The 21,259-nt window shown below is 66.4% G+C and carries 25 protein-coding genes; 8 read left to right on the plus strand and 17 right to left on the minus strand.

The window, feature by feature from the left end:
* Positions 1-105 precede the first annotated feature (105 nt).
* Complete coding sequence (locus tag MSG_RS22140; RefSeq protein WP_096444726.1) at positions 106-750, minus strand: S1 family peptidase; 645 nt, start codon at positions 748-750, stop codon at positions 106-108.
* A gap of 159 nt (positions 751-909) precedes the next feature.
* Between MSG_RS22140 and MSG_RS22145 the strand changes: the two genes are divergently transcribed.
* Positions 910-1,176: a YdeI/OmpD-associated family protein gene (locus MSG_RS22145; protein WP_096443048.1), complete on the plus strand. Its 267-nt coding sequence runs from the start codon at positions 910-912 to the stop codon at positions 1,174-1,176.
* A gap of 29 nt (positions 1,177-1,205) precedes the next feature.
* The gene (locus MSG_RS22150; RefSeq protein ID WP_232011325.1) at positions 1,206-2,036 is read left to right on the plus strand and encodes a lytic transglycosylase domain-containing protein; all 831 of its coding nucleotides are present in this window, start codon (positions 1,206-1,208) and stop codon (positions 2,034-2,036) included.
* A 10-nt stretch (positions 2,037-2,046) separates the two neighbouring features.
* Here MSG_RS22150 and MSG_RS22155 read toward each other — a convergent pair whose 3' ends face one another.
* From MSG_RS22155 to MSG_RS22185, 8 genes are all read right to left on the minus strand, one after another.
* Positions 2,047-2,817: an enoyl-CoA hydratase gene (locus MSG_RS22155; protein ID WP_096443052.1), complete on the minus strand. Its 771-nt coding sequence runs from the start codon at positions 2,815-2,817 to the stop codon at positions 2,047-2,049.
* Between the two features lie 77 nt (positions 2,818-2,894).
* Positions 2,895-3,806, minus strand: coding sequence for an MAP_0585 family protein (locus MSG_RS25240; RefSeq protein ID WP_170063178.1), 912 nt, complete (start codon positions 3,804-3,806; stop codon positions 2,895-2,897).
* A gap of 34 nt (positions 3,807-3,840) precedes the next feature.
* The gene (locus MSG_RS22165; protein WP_170063201.1) at positions 3,841-4,278 is read right to left on the minus strand and encodes a lipoprotein LpqH; all 438 of its coding nucleotides are present in this window, start codon (positions 4,276-4,278) and stop codon (positions 3,841-3,843) included.
* Between the two features lie 188 nt (positions 4,279-4,466).
* Positions 4,467-5,153 (minus strand): S1 family peptidase, encoded by a 687-nt coding sequence (locus tag MSG_RS22170; protein ID WP_096443054.1) that lies wholly within the window; start codon positions 5,151-5,153, stop codon positions 4,467-4,469.
* 123 nt (positions 5,154-5,276) lie between these two features.
* Positions 5,277-5,867 (minus strand): TetR-like C-terminal domain-containing protein, encoded by a 591-nt coding sequence (locus MSG_RS22175; protein WP_096443055.1) that lies wholly within the window; start codon positions 5,865-5,867, stop codon positions 5,277-5,279.
* A gap of 38 nt (positions 5,868-5,905) precedes the next feature.
* On the minus strand, positions 5,906-6,781 hold the full coding sequence (locus MSG_RS22180; RefSeq protein WP_181159176.1) for an alpha/beta fold hydrolase: 876 nt from the start codon (positions 6,779-6,781) through the stop codon (positions 5,906-5,908).
* A 250-nt stretch (positions 6,782-7,031) separates the two neighbouring features.
* Entirely contained in the window at positions 7,032-7,178 is a 147-nt protein-coding gene (locus tag MSG_RS25245) for a hypothetical protein (RefSeq protein WP_162899266.1), read from the minus strand.
* A gap of 107 nt (positions 7,179-7,285) precedes the next feature.
* The gene (locus tag MSG_RS22185; RefSeq protein ID WP_096443057.1) at positions 7,286-8,434 is read right to left on the minus strand and encodes a TDT family transporter; all 1,149 of its coding nucleotides are present in this window, start codon (positions 8,432-8,434) and stop codon (positions 7,286-7,288) included.
* Between the two features lie 65 nt (positions 8,435-8,499).
* On the opposite strand from MSG_RS22185, the gene MSG_RS22190 reads away from it, so the two are divergent.
* Both MSG_RS22190 and MSG_RS22195 read left to right on the plus strand, forming a co-directional pair.
* Positions 8,500-8,763 (plus strand): hypothetical protein, encoded by a 264-nt coding sequence (locus MSG_RS22190; RefSeq protein WP_373421170.1) that lies wholly within the window; start codon positions 8,500-8,502, stop codon positions 8,761-8,763.
* A gap of 19 nt (positions 8,764-8,782) precedes the next feature.
* Complete coding sequence (locus tag MSG_RS22195; RefSeq protein WP_096443059.1) at positions 8,783-9,157, plus strand: integrase; 375 nt, start codon at positions 8,783-8,785, stop codon at positions 9,155-9,157.
* Positions 9,158-9,196: 39 nt separating this feature from the next.
* Here the strand turns inward: MSG_RS22195 and MSG_RS22200 are convergent, their stop codons facing one another.
* Complete coding sequence (locus tag MSG_RS22200) at positions 9,197-9,781, minus strand: hypothetical protein (RefSeq protein ID WP_096443061.1); 585 nt, start codon at positions 9,779-9,781, stop codon at positions 9,197-9,199.
* Between the two features lie 277 nt (positions 9,782-10,058).
* On the opposite strand from MSG_RS22200, the gene MSG_RS22205 reads away from it, so the two are divergent.
* Positions 10,059-11,630, plus strand: coding sequence for an LCP family protein (locus MSG_RS22205; RefSeq protein ID WP_096443063.1), 1,572 nt, complete (start codon positions 10,059-10,061; stop codon positions 11,628-11,630).
* 40 nt (positions 11,631-11,670) lie between these two features.
* Here the strand turns inward: MSG_RS22205 and MSG_RS22210 are convergent, their stop codons facing one another.
* The 4 genes from MSG_RS22210 to MSG_RS22225 form a co-directional block, all read right to left on the minus strand.
* A complete protein-coding gene (locus tag MSG_RS22210; RefSeq protein ID WP_096443065.1) occupies positions 11,671-12,456 on the minus strand; it encodes an SDR family NAD(P)-dependent oxidoreductase in 786 nt (261 codons plus the stop codon).
* Between the two features lie 14 nt (positions 12,457-12,470).
* Positions 12,471-13,307 carry an SDR family oxidoreductase gene (locus tag MSG_RS22215; RefSeq protein ID WP_096443067.1) on the minus strand — a complete coding sequence of 279 codons (837 nt, stop codon included), beginning with the start codon at positions 13,305-13,307 and terminating at the stop codon, positions 12,471-12,473.
* A gap of 103 nt (positions 13,308-13,410) precedes the next feature.
* Complete coding sequence (locus tag MSG_RS22220; protein WP_096443068.1) at positions 13,411-14,352, minus strand: enoyl-CoA hydratase; 942 nt, start codon at positions 14,350-14,352, stop codon at positions 13,411-13,413.
* A 106-nt stretch (positions 14,353-14,458) separates the two neighbouring features.
* Positions 14,459-15,469: a DivIVA domain-containing protein gene (locus MSG_RS22225; protein ID WP_096443070.1), complete on the minus strand. Its 1,011-nt coding sequence runs from the start codon at positions 15,467-15,469 to the stop codon at positions 14,459-14,461.
* Positions 15,470-16,044: 575 nt separating this feature from the next.
* On the opposite strand from MSG_RS22225, the gene MSG_RS22230 reads away from it, so the two are divergent.
* The 3 genes from MSG_RS22230 to MSG_RS22240 all read left to right on the plus strand — a co-directional run bounded on the left by MSG_RS22230 (position 16,045) and on the right by MSG_RS22240 (position 18,339).
* Positions 16,045-16,209, plus strand: coding sequence for a hypothetical protein (locus MSG_RS22230; RefSeq protein WP_096443072.1), 165 nt, complete (start codon positions 16,045-16,047; stop codon positions 16,207-16,209).
* On the plus strand, positions 16,210-17,691 hold the full coding sequence (locus MSG_RS22235) for an alpha,alpha-trehalose-phosphate synthase (UDP-forming) (RefSeq protein ID WP_096443074.1): 1,482 nt from the start codon (positions 16,210-16,212) through the stop codon (positions 17,689-17,691).
* Positions 17,692-17,760: 69 nt separating this feature from the next.
* Positions 17,761-18,339, plus strand: coding sequence for a hypothetical protein (locus MSG_RS22240; RefSeq protein ID WP_096443076.1), 579 nt, complete (start codon positions 17,761-17,763; stop codon positions 18,337-18,339).
* Between the two features lie 6 nt (positions 18,340-18,345).
* Here the strand turns inward: MSG_RS22240 and MSG_RS22245 are convergent, their stop codons facing one another.
* The 3 genes from MSG_RS22245 to MSG_RS22255 are packed head-to-tail and all read right to left on the minus strand — an operon-like array spanning position 18,346 to position 21,256.
* Positions 18,346-18,837, minus strand: a complete 492-nt coding sequence (locus MSG_RS22245) for a mammalian cell entry protein (protein ID WP_096443078.1) — start codon at positions 18,835-18,837, stop codon at positions 18,346-18,348.
* Positions 18,837-19,526, minus strand: coding sequence for a mammalian cell entry protein (locus MSG_RS22250; RefSeq protein WP_096443080.1), 690 nt, complete (start codon positions 19,524-19,526; stop codon positions 18,837-18,839). Before MSG_RS22250 ends, MSG_RS22245 begins: the two co-directional genes overlap by 1 nt.
* On the minus strand, positions 19,526-21,256 hold the full coding sequence (locus MSG_RS22255; protein WP_096443082.1) for a virulence factor Mce family protein: 1,731 nt from the start codon (positions 21,254-21,256) through the stop codon (positions 19,526-19,528). Before MSG_RS22255 ends, MSG_RS22250 begins: the two co-directional genes overlap by 1 nt.
* Positions 21,257-21,259 lie beyond the last annotated feature (3 nt).

The raw sequence follows: 21,259 nt of genomic DNA on the forward strand, positions 1-21,259 counted from the left end.
CCGGAATCTCCGAAGCCGCCGGACCCTTAGTTCGGCCCCCAAGTCTGTATCAGCCTACCCGGCAGCGTCGCGACGTCTATCGAACAGCACTTTTGCCGCGGTTGACTAGGCCAGAATGCGCAATCCCCAGCGGTCCAACAGCGGCTGCACGAGCACGAAATATGTCGTGTTGTCGTCGCTCGTGAGCGAGCCCATCAAGATGCCGACCGCGCTGACGGTACCGTCGTCGTTCTTCACGAAGCCCGCGCTGCCGCTGTCTCCATTGAGGGCGTACACGCTGGCTTCGACGACCTCGCCGTCGATGTTCTTGATGGCGCCGCACGTCTCCCCGGTTATCGCGCCGAGCTTGCAGAACGGGGTGCCCGGTTGAATCTGGGCGGCGCCCCACACGTCCCGGACTCGCCTGCCGCCGACATCGCCGACCGGCCTGCCGACGCCGCGGTCAAGCCGGATGGCGGCGGCGTCCTTGCGGTCACCCTCCTCCTCGCTGGCGCTGATCTTTCCGAGCGGAACGTTCTCCTCGTATTTCCACAGCGAATCCCGGTGGCTGTCGCAGTGTCCGCTGGTCAACATGTAGTAACCACCGTCGTTGCCGGTGGCCGCGAAACCGGCTGTGCACTTGAGGATTTCATCGCTCACCTGAATGCCCGGTGCGGGTGGCGCCGCGGCCGCCGCCGTCGCCGGATGCGCCAGTGCGGCCATCACCAGGGCAACGGTCAGCCCTGTTCTCTGCGACCAACGAACGGTCACACCGCCCTCCTCGGCCCCGGACACGACGCGCAAAAGACTAGCCCGCGGACGCCCCGGCCGCCTAGCGGCAATCAAAATGGCCCACCGGCAACACCTTTGGTGCGCTCAACAGCCGCATCGTCAGCGGTCTCCAGGACACGGCGGGGTTACCCTGTCCCGGTGAGCAGCAAGCAGGTGCCCGGCGGCGTGGTGCACACGGTGCCGACGGACCTACGCCAGGCCCTGCTGACCAACGCCACCGCGCTGGACGCCTGGAACGACATCACGCCGTTAGCGCGTAACGAGTTCATCTGCTGGGTCGAGAACGCCAAGCAGGACAAGACGCGGGAGCGCCGCATCCGCCGCACCCAGGAGGAACTCGAGGAAGGCAAGCGCCGGCCCTGCTGCTGGCCGGGATGCAAGCACCGCGAACGGACCGGCAAGTGAAACGCGGCGCGGTGCTGGCCGTCGGCACGATGATCGGGCTCGCGCTCGCCACCCAGTCGACTGCAACCGCCGCCCCGCCGCCGCTGGGGGCGCAGCCCGCGCTGGCCGCGGATCCGGCGCAGCTGGCCGACGACCTCGTCGCCGACGAGCGCGCGCTGCGCGACCCGGCAACGCCGGAGCCGGCGCTGGTCGCGGCGGCGCACCGCGAGCAGGCGGCCTACCGCGCCATCGGTCGGCACCCCGAATGGGACGGGACCATCCGGCCGAGAATCCCGGCGGCGTTGGCCGGTGTCTACGACGGCAATGTCGACGCCCGCCGGCAGCTGCAGGCGATGGCGAACGTGCGGGACACGTTGCCCGCGTGGCGAATCGACCCGCCCGCCCCCGCCGACGAGCTGATGGGCGACTACCACGCGGCGGAGGCCGAGTCCGGCGTCGCGTGGAACTATCTAGCCGCGATCAACCTGGTCGAGACGCGGTTCGGCAGCATCCGCGGCGCGAGCACGGCGGGGGCGCAAGGTCCGATGCAGTTCTTGCCGTCGACGTTCGCCTCCTACGGAAACGGCGGCGACGTTAATGTCCCCCGCGACAGCATCATGGCGGCGGGCCGCTACCTTGCCGCCAACGGCTTCGCCAACGACCACGATCACGCCCTCTACCAGTACAACCACGCCCACCAATACGTCCAGGCCGTCGACGACTACGCGGCGCTGATCGCTGCCGATCCCGCCGCGTTCGCGACGTTCTACCGCTGGGACGTGTACTTCGTCACGACCGCCGGGGATGTGTTGCTGCCCATCGGATATGCCGCGGAATCACCGGTTCCGGTCGGCGACTACCTCGCAAGCCACCCGCAGTAACCCGCCACGGCTACCGCCTGCGCGACAGGAATGCCCGCATGTGACGTTGCGGCTCCCCCGTCAGGAACGCCAGGCCGAACTGTTCGACGCTGTCCTCGATCGCGTCGTGCGTCGTCATGTCGAACCACGTGTTGAGTAGCCGCTTTTGCTGGCGGACCGCATGCGGACCGTATCCGGCGAGCTTGGCGGCGAGCTCGGCAATGCGCGCGTCGAGCCCGTCGGCGGCCACCACCTGGTGCACCAGGCCCCACGTGTAAGCCGTTGCGGCGTCGATGGTTTCGCCGGTCAACAGCATCCAGCCCGCGTGTGAGGCGCCGATCAAGACCGGCAGCAACGCCGCGTGGATCACCGACGGGATTCCGACCGCGACTTCCGGCATCCCGAATTTGGCGCCGGCTTCGGCGATACGCAGATCACAACACATCGCGACCTCCAGACCGCCGCCGAGGCACCAGCCCGCGAGCCGGGCGATGACCGGAACGGGGCATTCGCGGACCGCTTCGCAAAAGGCCGCGAGCCGGCGGATGAACGCCTCACCGCCGATTCGGTCGAGCGTGACCATCTCGTTGATGTCGGCGCCGCCGATGAACGCCTGCTCCCCCGCCCCGCGCAGGACGACGACGCGCACGTCGTCGTCTTGGCCGATCGCGTGAAATGCCACGGTCAGTTCCGCGATGGCGCCGGAGCCGATGATGTTCAGCGATTTGGAGTTGATCACCTCGATCGTGGCGACGCCGCCCTCGCGACCGACCCTGACGAACCGCTTCTCCATCGTGTTCATGCGCTCATCCTGGCCCGGGTCCGCACAGCGTGAAAGCCGCCCCGACGAATGCCAGGGCGGCTCTCACGAAGGGTTGATCAATACAGCGGAACCCAGACACCGAAGAACCAGTAGCCCCAACCGCCGTACTGCCAGTTGAAGACCGGGACCACCGTGAAGGTGTCGTAGTTGAACGGGCCGAAGTCGGCACGGGCGACGGCCACGTCACGCGGCGGCCCATCCCACGGGCGGTTCCACCCTCCCGGAGGCGGCGGACCGTCCCAACCCCCTGGAGGCGGCGGGCCTTCCCAGTTGGGCGGCGGGCGGTGCGGCGGCGGACCGTCGTTCCAGCCCCAGCCGCGCTCCCGCGGCGGTGGCGGCGCGCCGCGCCCCGGGACGGCGAAGTTGACCCGGACGTCCCCGGCGGGACCGCCGATTTGCGCGCTCGCGCTGACCAAGTCGTTGCGCGGCGGCACGTAAGGCGGATGCGGCCGCTGGGTGCTCGGCGGGTTGAGGGCCGGGCGCTCCTCGGGCCGGGACGGCTGGTTATTAGGGCCGCCGCGGACCGGCGCCGTCGTCTGCGCGCTCGGGGCAGTGCTCTGGTTGCCGGGTTGCGTCGTTTCGGTCCGCGGCTGCTCGCTGGGGTGCGACCACGACGGCTGGGTGCTCTGCGTACCCGGCTGCGTGGATTGAGTCCCCGGCGGTTGGGTGGACTGGGTAGCCGGCGGTTGGCTGGACTGCGTCACCGGCGGCTGGGTGGACTGCGTCACCGGCGGCTGGGTGGACTGAGTAGCCGGCGGCTGGGTCGTTTGCGGGGCCTGCGGCCCGTGAGTCTGCGGCGGGTTCTGCGGGGCCGGCGCGCCGCCGCCCCCGCCGGGGCCACCGCTGTGGCAGTTGGGGCACGGCGGTGGCGGGTCTTGCGGGGCACCGTTGGCCAGCACCGGGTTCAGTGTCATTGCGGATATGCCAAGACCGGCCGCGACCGCGGCCGCGCTGACGACACGTTTCATAGACAAAGTTGTGTCCCTTCTACGATCGCCTGCGCTACGGGCAGGTCACGTCCAATTCGAATGGCTTAGTCACCGTCTGCGGCTGCTGGGGATTGCTCAGATCGGTTCCCGTTGCGGTGCCCTTGATCGCGTAGTACTTGCCGCTGACGGCGGCTCCCGCGTTGCTGGCCTGGTTAGGAGCGTTGTCGGAGAAACCGAGCGCGACGCCGTTGACGTTGCCCAGACCGACCGAGTGGACGATGGGTGGGTTGTCGGTGCCGAGCACCGCGCCGATGCCTGCCGTCGCGTCGCCGACGCCGATCGTGATGACGCCGTTCGCCGTGTTGCAGGTGATCACGCCGCTGATGTTCTGGTTCTGGCCGTCGACGGTCAGCTGGGGACCGGCCGGTGCCGCCGCGCTCGACGAGGCGCCCGAGGACGCGCCCGAGTTGGACTTGTTGCTCGAACAGCCGGCGCAAGCCGCGACCACCATGGCCACGCCGGCTACGCCGACCACGATCTAACGTTTCACAACTGCTCTCCTTTGCGTCACTGGTGCCGATACATCGCATCGCCTGGACGACACGCGCGGACCCTGCTCGCTCAACGCGAGCCCGCTGTTCTGGACATCGCGTCGCCGAATACCCAGATGTAACGTCGGCGAAACGGTCGTTCGCTCAGTCACGGCAGGAGCCGCAAACCCCACTTGACGAGCAGCGGGGACACCGGCACGAAGTACGACGTGTTGTCGTCTCCGTTCGGGGATCCCGTCAAGATGCCGACCGCGCCGACGGTTCCATCGAGATTCTTGACGAAGCCGGGACTGCCACTGTCGCCGTCGAGGCTGAAGACGCTGGCTTCGACCACGCCGTCGTCGTGGACGCTCGTGACGACGCCGCATGTCTCACCGGTCACGGCACCCAGTTTGCAGAACGGCATGCCGACTTTGATGTCGTCGGAGGCGTACACGCCGTAGACCGGCCTGCCACCGATATCAGCCGCGGGCACACCGATACTCGGGTCCAGGCGGATGATCGCGGCGTCGATGTTGCCGCCCTCATTCTCGCTGGCGGTGATCGTGCCCAACGGAACGCCCTGCGCGTAGGTCCAGGCCGAGCCGTCGCGCGGGTCGCAGTGCCCACTGGTAATGAAGTAGTAGCTGCCGTCGTCGCCGCGGGCCGCGAAACTTGCTGTGCACTTCATGTTTTCGTCCTGCACCCGCATGCCCGGCGCGGGCCTGGGGGCCGCCGCGTCTGCCACCGCGGTGTTCGCGAACACGGCCATGAACGTCGCCGCGGCGCAAAGAAGCCCCCACCCTCGCAACCGCGGTCTGGCCACGCACTCTCCTCTGTTCAAGACGGCCTGCATAGTACCAATCCGGATGAACCCGCCGCCTGACGAAGAGTGGTGGAGGCGGAAAAGGTTCTCGCCCGAAGCCGTTGGCAAGACCGGCATTACGAATGCGCGAGAATGCTTTATTGCCACCGGCGCTTATTTGCTGGCGAGTGCATGCCACACCAGATCGGCGACTGCCTCGTAGTACTCCCGGTTGATGACCGCGTCGGAGTACAGGGCCCGCACGTTCAGAGGCGCCATCACGAGCTGGACCGCCACCAGGGCGTTCACGCCGCCGCGCACCTCGCCGCGCTTCTTCGCCCGATCCACCACCCCGCGGACGATCGAATAACGCGCCCGCCAGAACATCATTCGAGTTTCTTCGTCGTGATATCCAGCACGATCTATCACCAACGACCGCAGCAAAGTCCGGCCGACATCGCTGTTGGCCCGTTCGACCACTATTCGCGCCAATGCCAACAGATCTCCGCGCAACGAGCCGGTGTCGGTGGCCGAAGCCAGCTCCTCCATGTCGGCCAGCGCGGCATCGACGATGAGCTGTTGGCGATTGCTCCAATACTGGTAGATCAGTGCGGGATCGAGGCGGTGGCGCTCAGCCATGGCCTCGACGCTGAATCGCTCGACACCCCAACGCACCAACTCGTCGAGCACCGCGGGCATGACGCGCGCCCGGATGTCGGCGGGAACAGCGACCACGTGTTCATCGGGCGGCTGAGACTGCTCCATCGCCTGTCTCTCTCGTCTGACCTGGGATCCAAACCAGATTATCCAGCGTCGACGTGGCGGCCCAGGAAGTCCAGGACCGCATCGGCGAACACATCGTTGCGATCGCCGGCGACCATGTGACCAGCGCCCCGGACGTCGCTGAATTCGACCTGCGGGAAACGGGCCAGGAATTCGTCGGCGCGCTCCTGGCTCACCAGGTCGCTGACCTGGCCCCGAATCAGCAGCATGGGAACGCCGCCGCGCAGGATCGCCTCGACGGCCGCATGCATGCGGTCCGCGTCGGTGACTTCGAATGGCGGAAAGGCCGCGGCGCCGCTGATGAATTGCGGATCCCAATGCCAGTACCAACGGTCACCGCGGCGGCGCAGGTTGGTGGTCAGGCCGTCAAGGTCCGTGGGTCGGGGGCGGTGTGGGTTGTATTCGGCGATCGCGTCCGCGACTTCCTCGAGAGAGCCGAAACCCGACTCCACCCGATCAGACATGAAGTTGTGAATGCGATTCGCCCCAGATTGCTCCATATTCGGCACGATGTCGACCAGAACGATCGCGCTGGCGATGCCCGGCGAAAGTTCCCCCGCCAACAGCATCGAGGTGAACCCGCCCAGGGAAGCGCCGACCAGAACCGGCTGCGGAGGCAGACCGCGCAGCACTTCGGCGACGTCGGCAGCGAAGCTGACGACGCGATAGTCACCCTCGTTCGACCAGTCGGATTCGCCGTGCCCGCGCAGGTCGATCGTGACGGCCTGCCAGCCACGTTTGGCAACCGCGGCGGCCGCCCGACCCCACGAACGCCGCGTCTGCCCGCCGCCGTGCAAGAAGACGACCGCGCGGGCGCCCGGGTCACCTTGGCGGTCGGAGACAATGCGCACACCGCCCAGCCCGGGAGTCGAGAACTGTTCGGGTGCCGTCGTCATTAGTAGATGGTAGGGCGTGCCGAAAATCGGCCTGCGCACGGAGCATTGCTGGGGGGCTCGCGCGCTGCTAGGTGGTTGTCGACATCACGCACCGCCGCTGCGCGGCAAGCGACCGGAGCGCACAGATATCACGTGTTCGTCTGTGTGCCATGATATTTCGCGTTCTGGTGGGCATACACTCGCCCCTGCAGCGCCGGAGGCACCATCCCGAGGGCGTTCGGGCTGCCGCGTGGCCCAGTCCTATTCGCCCCTAGTTGCCGCGAAAGACCTTGCTGATGCGGCCGACAATGCGGCCCACGAGACTCGGTTCGCGCTCAGAGTCTTTCATCTTGTCCAGCGCCTGCTCTCCCTCGGCGGCGTAGTCTTTCAGTGTCTCGTCGCCTTCTTCGGCGCGCATGTGTTACCTCCGTTTGAACTGGCGGCTGCGGATCGGACACCCCGGTCTTCGGCCGTCAACATCAACATCGCCTACCCGCCGGTCCGGTGGGTTCAAACGAGCAGCGATCAGGTCACCGGGTCCTTGTGGGCCTTGATCGGCGCGCTGCTGGGTGGCAGCTTGAGCAGATTTCCGCGCAGGCTGCCCCGGGCGGTGCGGATGGCCACCAGCAGCCAGGTGAACAGCAGACCGGCGTAGGCCGCTGTCGCGGCGACCGCGAACGCCGGCAGATGCGTGTGCACCGCAAGTTGCGAGGTGCCTGTGACGAAGGTGCCGACCGGGAACGTCAGGCTCCACCAGGTCAAGGCGAACGGCATTCCGCGCCGCAAGGTGCGCACCGTGAGCGCGGTGGCCAGCGCAATCCACAGCACGGCGAAGCCCCACAGCGGCACACCGAACAGAATCGCAAACGTATTCATGGCATCGGCCACGTCGGGTTCGACGGCCCGGCCGGCGGCGGCGCCGAGAAGCCCTGCAGCCGTGATGGATTGGCCAAGCGGGCCGAGCACGATCCACAGTGTAGGCACCCGCGCAGTGCCCGAGGTGCCGTACAAGACCAGTCGGCTCCAGATCATCGCGATGATGTTCAACGAGGCCACCAACGACAAGCCGAACATCGCATAGCAGCCGTAGAGCATGGTCTGGCGAGCGGTGTGCCCCGCGATATGCGGCAGCAACAACGCGCCCGTCGCGGCCGCCACCATGGGCGGGACCACCGGCATCAGCCAGCCACCGAATGCGGCGTCGGGTTCGACCTCGTGCTGGGTGAACATCAGAAACGGAATGCTGACCGCGGTGAACAGTCCGCCGAGCGTGCCGGCAGTCCACAGCAGCCAATCCACATCCACGGCAACACGCTCACCGATCAGATCCCGGCCGACCAGCACCGCGCCCGCACCGACGGTCATCAGCGCCATCGGCGCAGCCCCGTAGAAGTGGGCCATCTGCGGGTTGCGGGCATGACCGCGCGCCACCGTCGGATGGCGCAGCCAGTGGCCGCCCACCACGACGATCAGCAGCACCAGCAAGACGGCGGCGACTACCCAGGCGATCTCAGCAAAAACACGCAGGCCCGACACATGAACCGGCAGCGCGGCCCCGGCCGTGGCGACAATTCCCGTGCCCATGACCGAGGCGAACCAGTTGGGCCCGATATTGCCCAACACCTCGATGCGCTGGTGCGACGACGACAGGTCGTCAGCGCTTGCATTAGCCATCGTTGAGAAACCCTACTTCCCCAGAATCGCTTGATGTTCCGCATACACTGCAACCCGTGCCCCAGATCCAGCAAGCGCGCCGGACCCTGAACAAGGTCCACGCCGTGCTCGCGATCGTCCTCCTCGTGGGTCTTGCGGTGCTCGCGATTCCGATCAAGGCACGATGCGGCGCGCCGGGGCTGTCGTGCGCGTCCGCGTTGGACACCCGCGGCTACGTGCACTACTACTACGAGATCGAACCGCTCGGCATCTTCCTCGCGGAGATCGTGACTAGGTCGAACATCGAAATCTTCTATCGCTCGGGCGAGGACCTGGAAAAGGTCCGATAGCCGTTCCCCAGGAGGAACTATGCGCATCGGCATCGGGACAGGGCTGGCCGTGACGGTACTGCTGGCATCGGCCGCGCCCGTCGACCGGGTGGCACCGGTCAATGCGTGGCGCAGCATCTGCGGCTCAAACACGTTGTGCGCCAACGACCCGCCGCCGGAAGCCGGGGACCAGGCGACCGCCGAGCAAAAGATCATCGACGGCTACAACGCCAAGCAGGTCAGGTGCACACCGACCATGCCGCCCAACCCGCGGTCCGTCACCTGGGACCCACCTGGCTTCGCGCCCAACATCGGAGGCACCGGCGTGATTCACGACGCCAACCCGCAGCTGGGCGGTCAGTACGAGGCCGGCTACGTGAACGGCCGCTGGCACATCGAGTACCTATTCTGCTGAGCGACGGGCATGAAGCCTTTTGGCCCCAAACATGTTTGGCTAGCCGTGGCAGATCTGCATCGCGTAGCCAGACGACGAGACGGTCAACGCGGGGCTGACCAACTCTTGTTCGATCCCGAACTTGGTCAGGTCGAGCACCATCTCGACAGCATCGGGCTGGGTTAGGGCCGCGCTCGTGCCCTTGCCCGACCGGATATCGGCGCCGCCCGGCTGGCGCACGTTGCGGATGGCCAAGTCGTTGCCGCCCTGCTGGTGGGTCAGGGCGGCGAAGGGTAATCCGTTGTTGGCGAGGCTGTAGACCAGCTGGTCGCCCGGCGCCAGCGGCTCGACGAAGTGGACGGTCAGCGCCAGGACGTTGCCCCGAGGATGAGCGACGTCGACGGAGGCCACCGTCAGCGACGGCGGCGGGGCCGGCCCGGACTGCACCTGGCAGACGAGTCGGCTCGGCAGTCGCGACCAGTCGTCGCGAGCGGGCCGCACCCAGTTGTAGAAGCTGACCACCACCACGGCCAGCAACAGGGCGATGGGGATGACCAGCCGCGCGCCCGGCGGGATCCGCGCCCAACAGCCGCGCAATCCGTGGTCTCCGCCCGGTGACGAATGGGGCTCGATCTCGTCAACCACATGCACCTCCCGAAACTTCGCCGGGATTCTCCCGGACCGCAAGCTCGGCGCATCGTAGCGAGAATGTGCTGGTAGCGGAAAGATCGCTGCCGCGGTGCTCGAATGGGTGGGCCCGTGAGCCGGCCCACACCGCCCAGCGAAAGCCCTGTTCGCGGGCCGCCGCGATTGGAGCCTTCTCAGCTGGCTACCGCATACTTGACCTCATGCTTTCCGCCGCATCGCCGCAAACCGCCGTAGCGGTATCCGGTGATGCACGGGTAACAGGTCGGGGTATCTGATGGCAGGCTCTGGCGGTTCGCGTCATCGGCATCGAGCTGTTCGTCAGCCGTCACCGCTCCGCAAAGCACTGACGCGCGGCCTCGCGACCATCGTGTCGCTGGGCGCGGTGCTGATGACCGGGGCGGGCTACTACGTCGCCCACGGGGCGCTCGGCGGCATCACCGTGTCGGGTGCCCTGACGGCGGAGGATCCGCGATCCAGCGGCAACGAGATGAACATCTTGCTGATCGGCCTGGATTCCCGCAAAGACCAGGACGGCAACGACCTGCCCAACTCGATCCTGAAGCAGCTGCACGCGGGCGATTCCGACGACGGCGGCTACAACACCAACACGCTGATACTGGTGCACGTGGGCGCCGACGAGAAGGTCGTCGCGTTCTCGATCCCCCGCGACGACTGGGTGGCGTGGAACGGTGTCCCCGGCTACAACCACATCAAGATCAAGGAGGCCTACGGGCTCACCAAGCAGTACGTCGCGCAGAAGCTGGCCAACCAGGGCATCAGCAGCCAGAAGGAACTCGAGACGAAGGGACGCGAGGCGGCGCGGGCGGCGACGCTGAAGGCGGTGCGAACCCTGACCGGCGTGCCGATCGACTACTTCGCCGAGATCAACCTGGCCGGTTTTTACGACCTGGCCCAGTCCCTGGGCGGGGTGAACGTTTGCCTGAACCACGAGGTGTACGACTCGTATTCGGGCGCCGATTTTCCCGCCGGCCCACAGCGGTTGAACGCGTCACAGGCGCTGGCGTTCGTCCGCCAGCGCCACGGCCTGGACAACGGTGACCTGGACCGTACCCATCGACAGCAGGCATTCATCTCGTCGGTGATGCGCGAGCTGCAGGATGCCGGCACCTTCACCAACTTGGACAAGCTCAAGAGCCTGATGGCGGTTGCGCGCAAGGACGTGGTGCTGTCCTCCGGCTGGAACGACGACCTGATCCGTCGGCTGGGTGCGCTGGCCGGCGCGACGGGAACCGGCCAGGTCGAGTTCCGCACGCTGCCGGTGGTGCGCTACGACACCATCGACGAACAGGACGTCAACATCATCGACCCGGCCGCGATCAAGGCCGAAGTCGCCGCGGCGATCGGCGGCGATCCGTCGACCACCCGAACCCCCACCACCGCCGCCAAACCCAGCCCGGACACCGTCGTCGACGTGATCAATTCCGGCAGCACCAGCGGGCTTGCCTCCGAGGTGTCTCACGCTCTGAAGAAGTCCGGCTACACCGCCGGGCAGGTCCGCGACCGCGACTCCGGGGAGCCGACCAACTCCGAGATCCGCTACGGCGCCGGCGCCGGCGCCGATGCCCGCAATCTGGCGACCCTGCTGGGCATGCAGGCGCCCAGCCAGCCAGACCCCGACATCAAGCCGGGCCATATCCAGCTCACGGTCGACACCAATTTCACGATGCCGCCCCAGGATGAGACCGCGGACGACAGCTCGTCCACCACCACGACGACGTCGACCAAGTCGAACAGCAAGTGGGCTGACGGCTACGGCACCCCGACCTACCCGACCCCCGACCAGGGCAAGCCCATCGACGGCGGCGGGGTGCCCTGCGTCAATTAGCTGCGATCACCGCCGGGCGCCGCGAGCCGCCGCGATCGAACTAGGCGTGCGTGCCGCCGTCCATGCGGATTTCCGTGCCCGTGATCCACGCTCCATCGTCGGACACCAGCATGGCGATCACCCCGGCCACCGCGTCGGGCTCGGCCATGCCCGCGCCGCTCGATTCCGTCGTCGTCGGCAGAATCGGCATCAGGCGGGGAAACAGCGACCAGTCCGCGTCTGTCGGGAGGTATCCGCCAGTGGCATCGGTGATCCCGGACTTGATGCTGCCAGGCGCCACACACGCCGCGCGCAGACCCTCCTTCGCATATTCCAGCGCCAAGGAATGGGTGAACGCCTGGATGCCGCCCTTGCTCGCGGCGTAGGCCGCCATATATGGATGGGCGAACGACGCCGAGGTGGAGCTGAAATTCACGATCGCGCTGCGCGAATTCGCCAGCAGCGCCGGCAGCGCTTCCCGGACGACCAGAAAGGTGCCAGTCAGGTTCACGCCGATGATCTGATTCCACTGCTCGAGGGTGGTCTGGTGGGTGTGCCAGGCACGCAGGATGCCGGCCGCGTTGACAAGCGAATCCAGGCCGCCGAGCTTCTCGACGGCCCAGCACACACCATCGATCACCGAATCCTCGTTACCGACATCCATCGGCACGGTGGTCAGCCGGTCCGCATCCGTCCCCGAGCGGGTCCGAGTGGTGTCCAGGCCGTCGGTGGCGACGTCGGCGGCCACGACGGTCGCGCCCTCGCCGAGCAGCCGCAGCGCGGTTGCCTGACCGATGCCCGACGCGGCGCCCGTGACCAGGATTCGTTTACCGTGAAGTCTTTTCATCCTCTTCTCCCGGCTCAGACGACCCCGCGCAGCGCTTCCTCGCCAAACATCTGCACCATCATCGAGGAGTAGTCCGGGCCGCGGCGCAAGATGTGGCCGCCGTCGACGTTGATGCACTGTCCGGTGATCCAGTTGGCCGCGTCGCTGAGCAGGAACAGTGCCAGATTCGCGACGTCCTCGACCTCACCCACCCGTGGCAGCGGCGTGCACACGGCATAGTCCGCACTGATCTCCGGTGACTGAATCACGCTTGCGTCAACGAGATCGGTGCGAATCAGGCCCGGGCGGACACTGTTGACGCGCACCCAGGACTCCCCGAGCTCGTCGGCCGCCAGCATCATCATGTGGTCGATCGCCGACTTGGTCACGCCGTACGGACCGAACCATCGGTGGGTGTTGCTGGCCGCGATCGACGAGATCCCGACGAACGAGCCGCCACCGCCGCGCACCAATTCGCGGCAGACGTGCTTGAGCACGTACATGGTGCCGTTGACGTTGAGGTCGACCGTGTTTCGCCACGCCTCCGAGTCGGTGTGGGTGATCGGCCCGACGGTCAACGAGCCACCCGCGCAGTGCACGGCGCCGTTCAACCGGCTGTGCCAGGCCGTCGCGGCGTCGACCGCACGGGACACCTCGTCCTCGTTGGTGACGTCAGTGGGTTCGTAGCGGATCGCGCCGCCCTTGGCGGCCAGCGGCTCGATTTCCTCGACGGCGCCCGCCAACCGGTCCGGGTTGCGGCCGACGATCATGACCGAAGCCCCGGCCGCCACGAGGCCGGCGGCTATGCCCTTGCCGATTCCACTGCCGCCGCCGGTGATCAGATACGTCCGGTCTTCGAAAGATAGCTGCACGCGAGGCCCTCTCAAACTGGAACAAGTTCTAGCTATAGAAGCATGTGCCCTCGGGCCGAATATCGCTACCCCCGGTCTCGTTAGGCCCCTCCTCCGCGTGGTGCTAGGGGGTGTCGCGGCGCGCCAGCTTGGTCGGCTTCGCGTTCCGCCAGTCCTCGACGTGCGGCGGCTGACCGACCGGCCAACGGTTCTCGTTGAACGCCGCCCAGTGGGCGTGACCCAACAAGTGGACATGGAACGCGTGACGCAACGCCTCGGTGTATCCCATCGCGTCCGAGGCGGCGTTGACCGAATCCTTGATGAGCAATGACGCCATCGTGGGCCGCTCGGCGATCCGCCGCGCGAATTCCAGTGTCTTTTCCGCCAATTCGTCGACAGCGAAGACCTTGGATACCATGCCCAGCCGGTAGGCCTCGTCAGCATCGATCGAATCACCGGTCAGCAGCAGCTCTTTGGCCTTACGGGGGCCGAATTCCCAAGGGTGCGCATAATATTCGACGCCAGGCATGCCCAGACGGACCGCTACCACGTCGCTGAACTTCGCGTTGTCGGCCGCGACGATCAGATCGCAGGCCCAGATCAACATCAGGCCTGCCGAAATCGCGTTGCCCTGCACCTGAGCGATCGTGATCTTGCGCAGATCGCGCCAGCGGCAAGTGTTCTCGAAGAAGAAGTGCCATTCCTGGTGGTACAGCTTTTCCATAATCGGCTCGTACGTCGCGCCGCGCGAGCGGAAGCTCGGGTGCTGTCCCGGTCCGGGCGCCCGCTCCGCCAGGGCCTGTTCGGAGCCCAGGTCGTGGCCGGCGGAGAAGTTTCTGCCGCGCGCCGCCAGGATCACCACACGCACGGTGTCGTCGGCCTCGGCCCGCCCGAATGCCTCATCGAGCTGGACCAGCAGCCCGCGGCTCTGTGCGTTGTGAGCCTCGGGCCGGTTGAGCCAGATCCGTGCGATGCGGCCCTCGTCGAGGGTTTCGTAGGCCACCAACTCCGGGGAGTGGGCATTGGCGTTGGCCGCCTCGGCGCCGGCTTGGTCAGAGACTGTCATTCCGCCTACCTCGTTGTCAGGCTTGCTGCGTATCGGTTTACACATTACGACCAGCGCGTAACGACTGCAGCGGAGGGTTGGTCATCGGTCCGGCGCGGACCGCGTCTTACTGCTGGTCGAGTGCGGCAGCCAAAAGGGCCGCGGCGGATTTGATGAGGCCCAGCGAGCGGCTCAGTTCCGCGTTTTCTTTCTTCAGCTGCTCGATCTGATCGGACGGGTCGGCAGGTACCGTCACCGCGGCATTGTCGATTGCGCTCCTGCGCGTCCGCTCGTGGACGGTCTCGGTGACGGTGTTGCCGAGGGTGTCGGTGACCGCCCGGATCGCCATGCGCTCTATGTCGTGGCGCCCGTGCACCGAAGCAACCCGCGTCTGCTCGAGGTGCGCCGCACCGTTGACGGCGACGGGCGTCGGCACCGCCCGCAGTTGCTGCGGGTAAGGCCGCGTCACCTGCTTGGTCGTGGTCTCCCGACCCAGTTCGGCCGTTTGGAGCTGTTCTAGCAGCTGCTGCAGTTTGATCTCCTGCTCGCGCAGCTCTGCTTCCTGCTGGGTCAGCTCGGCGCCCCGCTCGGCAAGCTGGACTTCCTGTCGCTCGAAGTCGGTCTCATGCTCGCGAAGCTCGTTCTCCCACCGGGCGAGCTCAGCCTGCCGCTGGCGAACCTCGACTTCGCGCTGGGCGAGCTGAGCCTCCTCCTGGGCGAGATGGGCTTGGTGTTGCGCGAATTGCGCTTCCCGCTGCGCAACCTGAGCCTCCCGGTAGCGAATTTGGGCTACCTGCTGGGGAAGCGGTGTCGCGCGCTGGGCGAGCTGGCTCTCTTGGTGGGCAAGCTGGGCTTGGTGCTTTCGCGTCTGGGCTTCGCGCTTACGTAACTCGGACTCGCGCTGCTGCAGGGCGGCCTCCCGCTGAGCAAGCTCGGCTTCCCGCTTTTTCAACCCGCCGTCGCGGTTGCGCAGTTCGGCGTTGCGGTGGCGCAGTTCGGCGTCTTCCTCGATGTGCCGAATCAGTTCTTGCTCGACGAGATCGATGAAAAGATCGACTTCTTGCTCGTTATAGCCGCGCTTACCAACACGCGCCCTGGAGAACGCGACATTATGAACATCGGCTGGGGTAAGAGCCATGTTCTTCTCCCGAAGTCTTGGCGGCAGCGCAACGTCAAAATATGGGTCGCTGCGGCTTCAGGATAATGCCTTTCTCGCGGTGGCATCCTGCTTTGCCTTTGAACAACTGCCGTCCGCCAATAGACCGGCTGGTGCGGAGCTTCGGAGACTCGCGCCGGCGGCGCATAACGGGCGCGCGCGGTGTGTCTTCGCACGTCGAAACGGTGACGGCGGCGTTGCGCTCGGACTCGATGAACGTGCTCGGCGGCGGCCGGGACCGGGTCCGGCACGCCACCGGCGAGGCGCCGCGAATATTCGCCGAAGGGCCTCGCGGAAATCGTGGCATTGCGTCGGGCGGCTGGCTCGGGATTTCCACCGCAGGAGCCCACGAGCACGTATCTCCATGAGATGATCGCCGGGTAATCGGGAAATTCAACAGGCCATTATTGTCATTTTGTTAACATATGCGGACATTTACATGAACGGCCCACAGCACGTGGGTTTCGAAAGGATTTTCAGGATGGGTCACCGGCCCCCATCGGCGGACCGCGCGAGATCCGTGCGAGCGAACGACCCGCTTCGCCTAGAGTTATGTGATGCCTACGAAATCTGATCCTGCCGAAATCGGCGATGTAGAGCCGGTGGCCGACAGCACCGCAAGCCAGGCCAGGCGGGTCGTCGCGGCGTACGCCGAAGATGCCGACGAGTGCCGCGTCTTCCTGTCCATGCTCGGTATTGGGCCGGCAAAGCTCGACACCTAAATGGCTCCCAAAGGGGGCCATGATTCGACGGCCCCGCAGTTCGGGGATTCCGACTTCGTCGTCGTCGCCAACCGGTTGCCGGTCGACCTCGAGCGGCAACCGGATGGCAGCACCACCTGGAAACGCAGCCCCGGGGGGCTCGTCACAGCTCTGGAACCGCTATTGCGCCGCCGCAGCGGGGCCTGGGTGGGCTGGCCCGGCATCACCAATGACGAGGTCGACGTGGGTGACGACCCCATCGAGCAGGACGAGCTACAGCTTCACCCGGTGGGCCTGTCGACCGACGATGTCGCCGAGTACTACGAGGGATTCTCCAACGCCACCCTGTGGCCGCTATACCACGACGTCATCGTCAAGCCCGCCTACCACCGCGAGTGGTGGGAGCGCTACGTCGACGTCAACGGTCGCTTCGCCGAGGCCACCTCACGCGCCGCCGCAGAGGGCGCCACGGTGTGGGTGCAGGATTACCAGCTGCAGCTGGTCCCGAAGATGCTGCGCGAGCTGCGTCCCGACGTGACCATCGGCTTCTTCCTGCACATCCCCTTCCCGCCAGTAGAGCTTTTCATGCAGATGCCGTGGCGCACCGAGATCATCCAGGGCCTGCTCGGCGCCGATTTGGTCGGATTCCACCTGGCCGGGGGCGCCCAGAACTTTCTGATCCTGTCCCGGCGGCTGATCGGCGCCAATACGTCGCGGGGAGCCGTCGGCGTACGCACCCGCTTCGGTGAAGTAGAGCTCAATGACCGGACGGTTCGGGTGGGCGCCTTCCCCATCTCCATCGATTCCGGCGCGCTCGACCAGGCGGCCCGCGACCGCAACGTCAGGCGCCGGGCGCGCGAGATCCGGGCAGAGCTGGGTAACCCGCGCAAGATCATGCTCGGCGTCGACCGGCTCGACTACACCAAGGGCATCGACGTCCGGCTCAGGGCCTTCTCCGAGCTGCTCGCCGAGGGCCGGGCCAAGCGAGACGACACCGTGTTGATCCAGCTGGCTACCCCGAGCCGCGAACGCGTGGACTCCTACCGGCTGTTGCGCAATGACATCGAGCGTCAGGTTGGCCACATCAACGGCGAATACGCCGAGGTCGGTCATCCGGTGGTGCATTACATCCACCGCCCGGTGCCCCGCGGCGAACTCATCGCCTTTTTCGTCGCAGCCGACGTCATGCTGGTCACACCGCTGCGGGACGGGATGAACCTGGTCGCCAAGGAGTACGTCGCGTGCCGCAGCGATCTCGGCGGTGCATTGGTGCTCTCCGAATTCACCGGCGCCGCAGCCGAATTACGTCAGGCCTACCTGGTCAATCCGCACGATCTGGAGGGGGTCAAGGACGTGATCGAGGCGGCGCTCAACCAGTCGGACGAAGAGGGGCGCCGGCGAATGCGGTCGCTGCGCCGCCAGGTTCTCGCCCACGACGTGGACCGCTGGGCACGGTCGTTTCTCGATGCGTTGTCCGGGGCGCGTCCGCCCGGCGCGAAGTAAGTCATGACCGCCCATGGTGTCAGCGGCAAAACGCTGTGATACTCGATGGATCGGTGAAGGGAGCGCACGGTGAATCTCCGTCGCGGGCTGGCCGCTGCGGCCGGCGTCTGTTCGGTTGTCGCGCTGGGGATCGCGCTCGAATCGGGTAATCCGGCGCGCGCGCTCGGGCCGCCCGCGGATGGCAACTACTCATACAACGAGGCGGGCGTGTCGGGGGTTACCTGGATCGTCACCGCTCTGTGTGACCAGCCGTCCGGAACCCGCAACATGAACGACTATTCCGACCCGATCGTTTTCGCGATGAACTGCGCGCTGAACGTGGTGAGCTTCACCGACGAGAAGATCTCCGCCGCGGACAAGCTGCAGAACTTCAGCGGCCGAGCCCGAATGTCGAGCATGCTGTGGAGTTTCAAGATAGACAAGCCCGACGGTGTCTCATGCCCGGGCGGCGGCACGGCCCCCACCACCGAAAGCTGGGCGTTCAGCGACGAAACGATGAGCGGCACTCACACCGTCATGCACGGCGCGGTGTGTGGCCTGGAGCCGGCGATGAAGAAGCAGCCGTTCTCGTTGGCCATGATCGGGCCGCCGCCTAGCCCCATCCAGCGTTATCCCATGCAGTGCAACAACATTGCGATCTGCTACTGAGCCGACTCAGATAGGCGTGATGTAGGCGATCAGCCACTTGTCGCCGATTCGTTTGAAGTCGACTCGCAGCCGGCTGCCGTCATACAGCGGTTGCCGTGTTTTGTCGGTGACGGTCCGGTTCATGTACACCATCACCGACGCCGAATTCCGCTTGGCCGACATCACTCCGACGCCGACGACATTGGCCTGGACGACGACCTCGCGCTTCTTGGCCTCCGGGATGATCTGCGCGTTGGCGCTCTTCTGGAACTCCTGGCGATAGTCGGGCGTCAACAGCGGATAGGCCTGGGCGAGACTGCGTTCCACCGTCTGATAGTCGTAGGCGAAGACCTCGGGCACTTCCTTGGCAGCCAATCCCGGCAGCACGGCCCGTGTCGCCTGTTCGCCACGAGCCTGCACCCGGTCCCAATAGAACCAGCCGGTGGCCGCTGACAATCCGACGATGCCGGCAACCACAAGGTAGCCCGTGACGGCGATCAGCCACCGCCGCCATCGCATCAGTTGCCCCCGTCGGGATACTTCAGGTCGTACCCGGTCATCCGGCCCTGCTCGTCCTCGTGCACGATTACCCGCAATCGGTACGGCATGGATGGCTTGTGGACTCCGTCGATATCGGCCACCGTGACGCGCACCGACACGAGCACCGAGGCGTTGTCCGTAACCGTGTCAATGCCTTCCAGGGCCGCGCCGTTGATCACGGCTTCGGATGTCGCGTTGGTGGAACGGAACAAGGCCTTCAGGTTTTCGATGTTGTTGTTGGCGCCGAGCATGCCGCGCAGGGGGCCGCTGGTGCCGTTGAAGAACCGGTTTACGCTGTCGTCGACGTTGTCCTGCTTGTAGCTGAACATGTTGACCACCGTCTGCGTGGCGGTGTCGACGAAGCGCTGATCGCGCGCTTGCGCCGCTTGGGCGTGCCGATGCTGGATGACCAGAACCGTCAGGCAACCGGACAGCGCACCAATTGCCAACAGAGCCGCGGCAACCGAGATCCACCCGACCAGGGCGCGGTGCGGCCGTCGCCGCGGTGGCGGCTTGACGGTCTTGAGGGTCTTGACACGTTTCGGCGCATCCTTTCGCGGCTCGGGCGGCGCGTCGAGCTGAACCGTCCCGGCCGGGTCGGCCTCGCCCTTCGCCGGACCCGCCGGCCGCGACGCCCGCCGACGAACCCGTTGCGTTTGTGATGTCACTACATCGGCCTCGGATCAAGCATGAGGTCCACCCAATTCTCGGCGCCGGATACGCCGCTCGCGCCGGGCGCGAAGATACCAGTGCCACCTGCGGGGTCCCTGAACGCCCCGCTGTTCTGGTCATAGGTGGCGTAGGCCGGTCCGCTGGCCTGCGGTGGCGCGGCAGGGCCCGGCGGCGGCCCCCACGGCTTCTCCGGTCCCGGACCCGCCGGCGGTGGATTGATGCCGACCGGCGGCGCCGGCGGCGGCAGCCACTTCGGATACGGGAGCTGGGGCGGCACCGGCGGAACGCCCGGCGGCATCCACGATGGGTTGCCCGGCGGCGGCGGTCGGTCGTTGGGGGGCGGCGGGTCGTAGGCCGGCTGATGGTTCGGCAGCGGCCCGGGCCCGGGCACCACACCCGGAGGGGGCGGGCCCGCGATCGGCGTACCCGGATCCGGCTCGGCTTCCGGCGGAATATAGGGAAACTTGTTGGGCGGCAGCGTATTCAGCCCGTTGGTTTCCGGCGTGTTGTATGGGACGGGCGGACCCCGCCACGGGTTGCGGCCGATCGGAACGTAACCCTTCGGGTCACGACACAGCTGAATCGTCGGTGCCCGCTTACCGGGGAACTCCTGGCAGGGATAGTTGCGCGCACCACGCACGGTGCTGGGGTCGTTCTGGGCAACCTTACAATACAAGTCTTTCGGGAGCTCACGCACCGTTTCGTCGGCCGGGGTGCGCATCATCGGCGGGGGCAGGAAGCCGACGGCGCACGGCGGCGGATCGTTGAGGTCGAGCTTGAAGTCCAGCTTGCCGCCCTCGTCGAGCGGCGGGCCGCCCGCCATCGTGATGATCGCGGCGAACAACGCCGGCAGCACCACCAGAAGCTGCTCGATCGACTTGTGATAGATCACCCCGACCCGGCCCAGGTTGGCCAGGCTAGCGGCCAGTGCCGGGAACGACGGGCGGATGCCGGAGAATGCGGTGCTGGCCTCATCGGCCGCGTCCGGGGCGGTTTGCAGCGTCGAACGCAACTGCGGGTCGGCCTGGCGCACCTCGGAAGTGAACCGCGCCAACCCATCCGACAGCGACTTGATATCCGCGCCGGAGCGGATCTGGGCTTGCAGGAACGGACCGGCCTGGTCGATGAGCTGCGAGACCTGCGGGTAGTTCGCGTTGGCCTCGTCGACCAACAGCCGGGCCGACTCGATCAGCCTGGCGAGCTCGGGTCCCGAACCGTTGGCAGCCTGGAAGGTTTCGTGTAGCAACTCACGCAACCGGGTGTCGCCCAGGCTATTGACCAACGTCTCCGCACGCTTCAACAGGTCGGCGACGTCCTGCCCGATCCGGGTGTTGGCCCGCTCGATTCGAGATCCGTTGTGCAGCTTGGTCGATGCCGGACTGCCGGGCGGCACCAGGTCGATGTACTGCTCACCGACCGCGGACACGCTCTTGACGGTGGCGGTAACATTCGACGGGATCGGCGTGCCGCTGTTCAGCCGCATCTCGGCGGTGACACCGCTGGGATTCAGCCCCACCGACTCCACCCTGCCGACCGCGACGCCGCGGTAGGTCACGTTCGCGTTCTTGTACAGACCACCGCCCGCGACGAAATCGGCACTCACACCGTAGGTTCCGATGCCGAATGTGGCGGGCAGCCGCAGGTAGAAGATCGCCATGATGGTCAGCGTGAGAACGGTGATCACGGCGAAGATCCACAGCTGGATTCTGGTGAGTTTGTCGATCATCCG

The sequence above is a fragment of the Mycobacterium shigaense genome (genome assembly GCF_002356315.1).
In the GTDB taxonomy this organism is placed as follows: Bacteria; Actinomycetota; Actinomycetes; order Mycobacteriales; family Mycobacteriaceae; genus Mycobacterium; species Mycobacterium shigaense.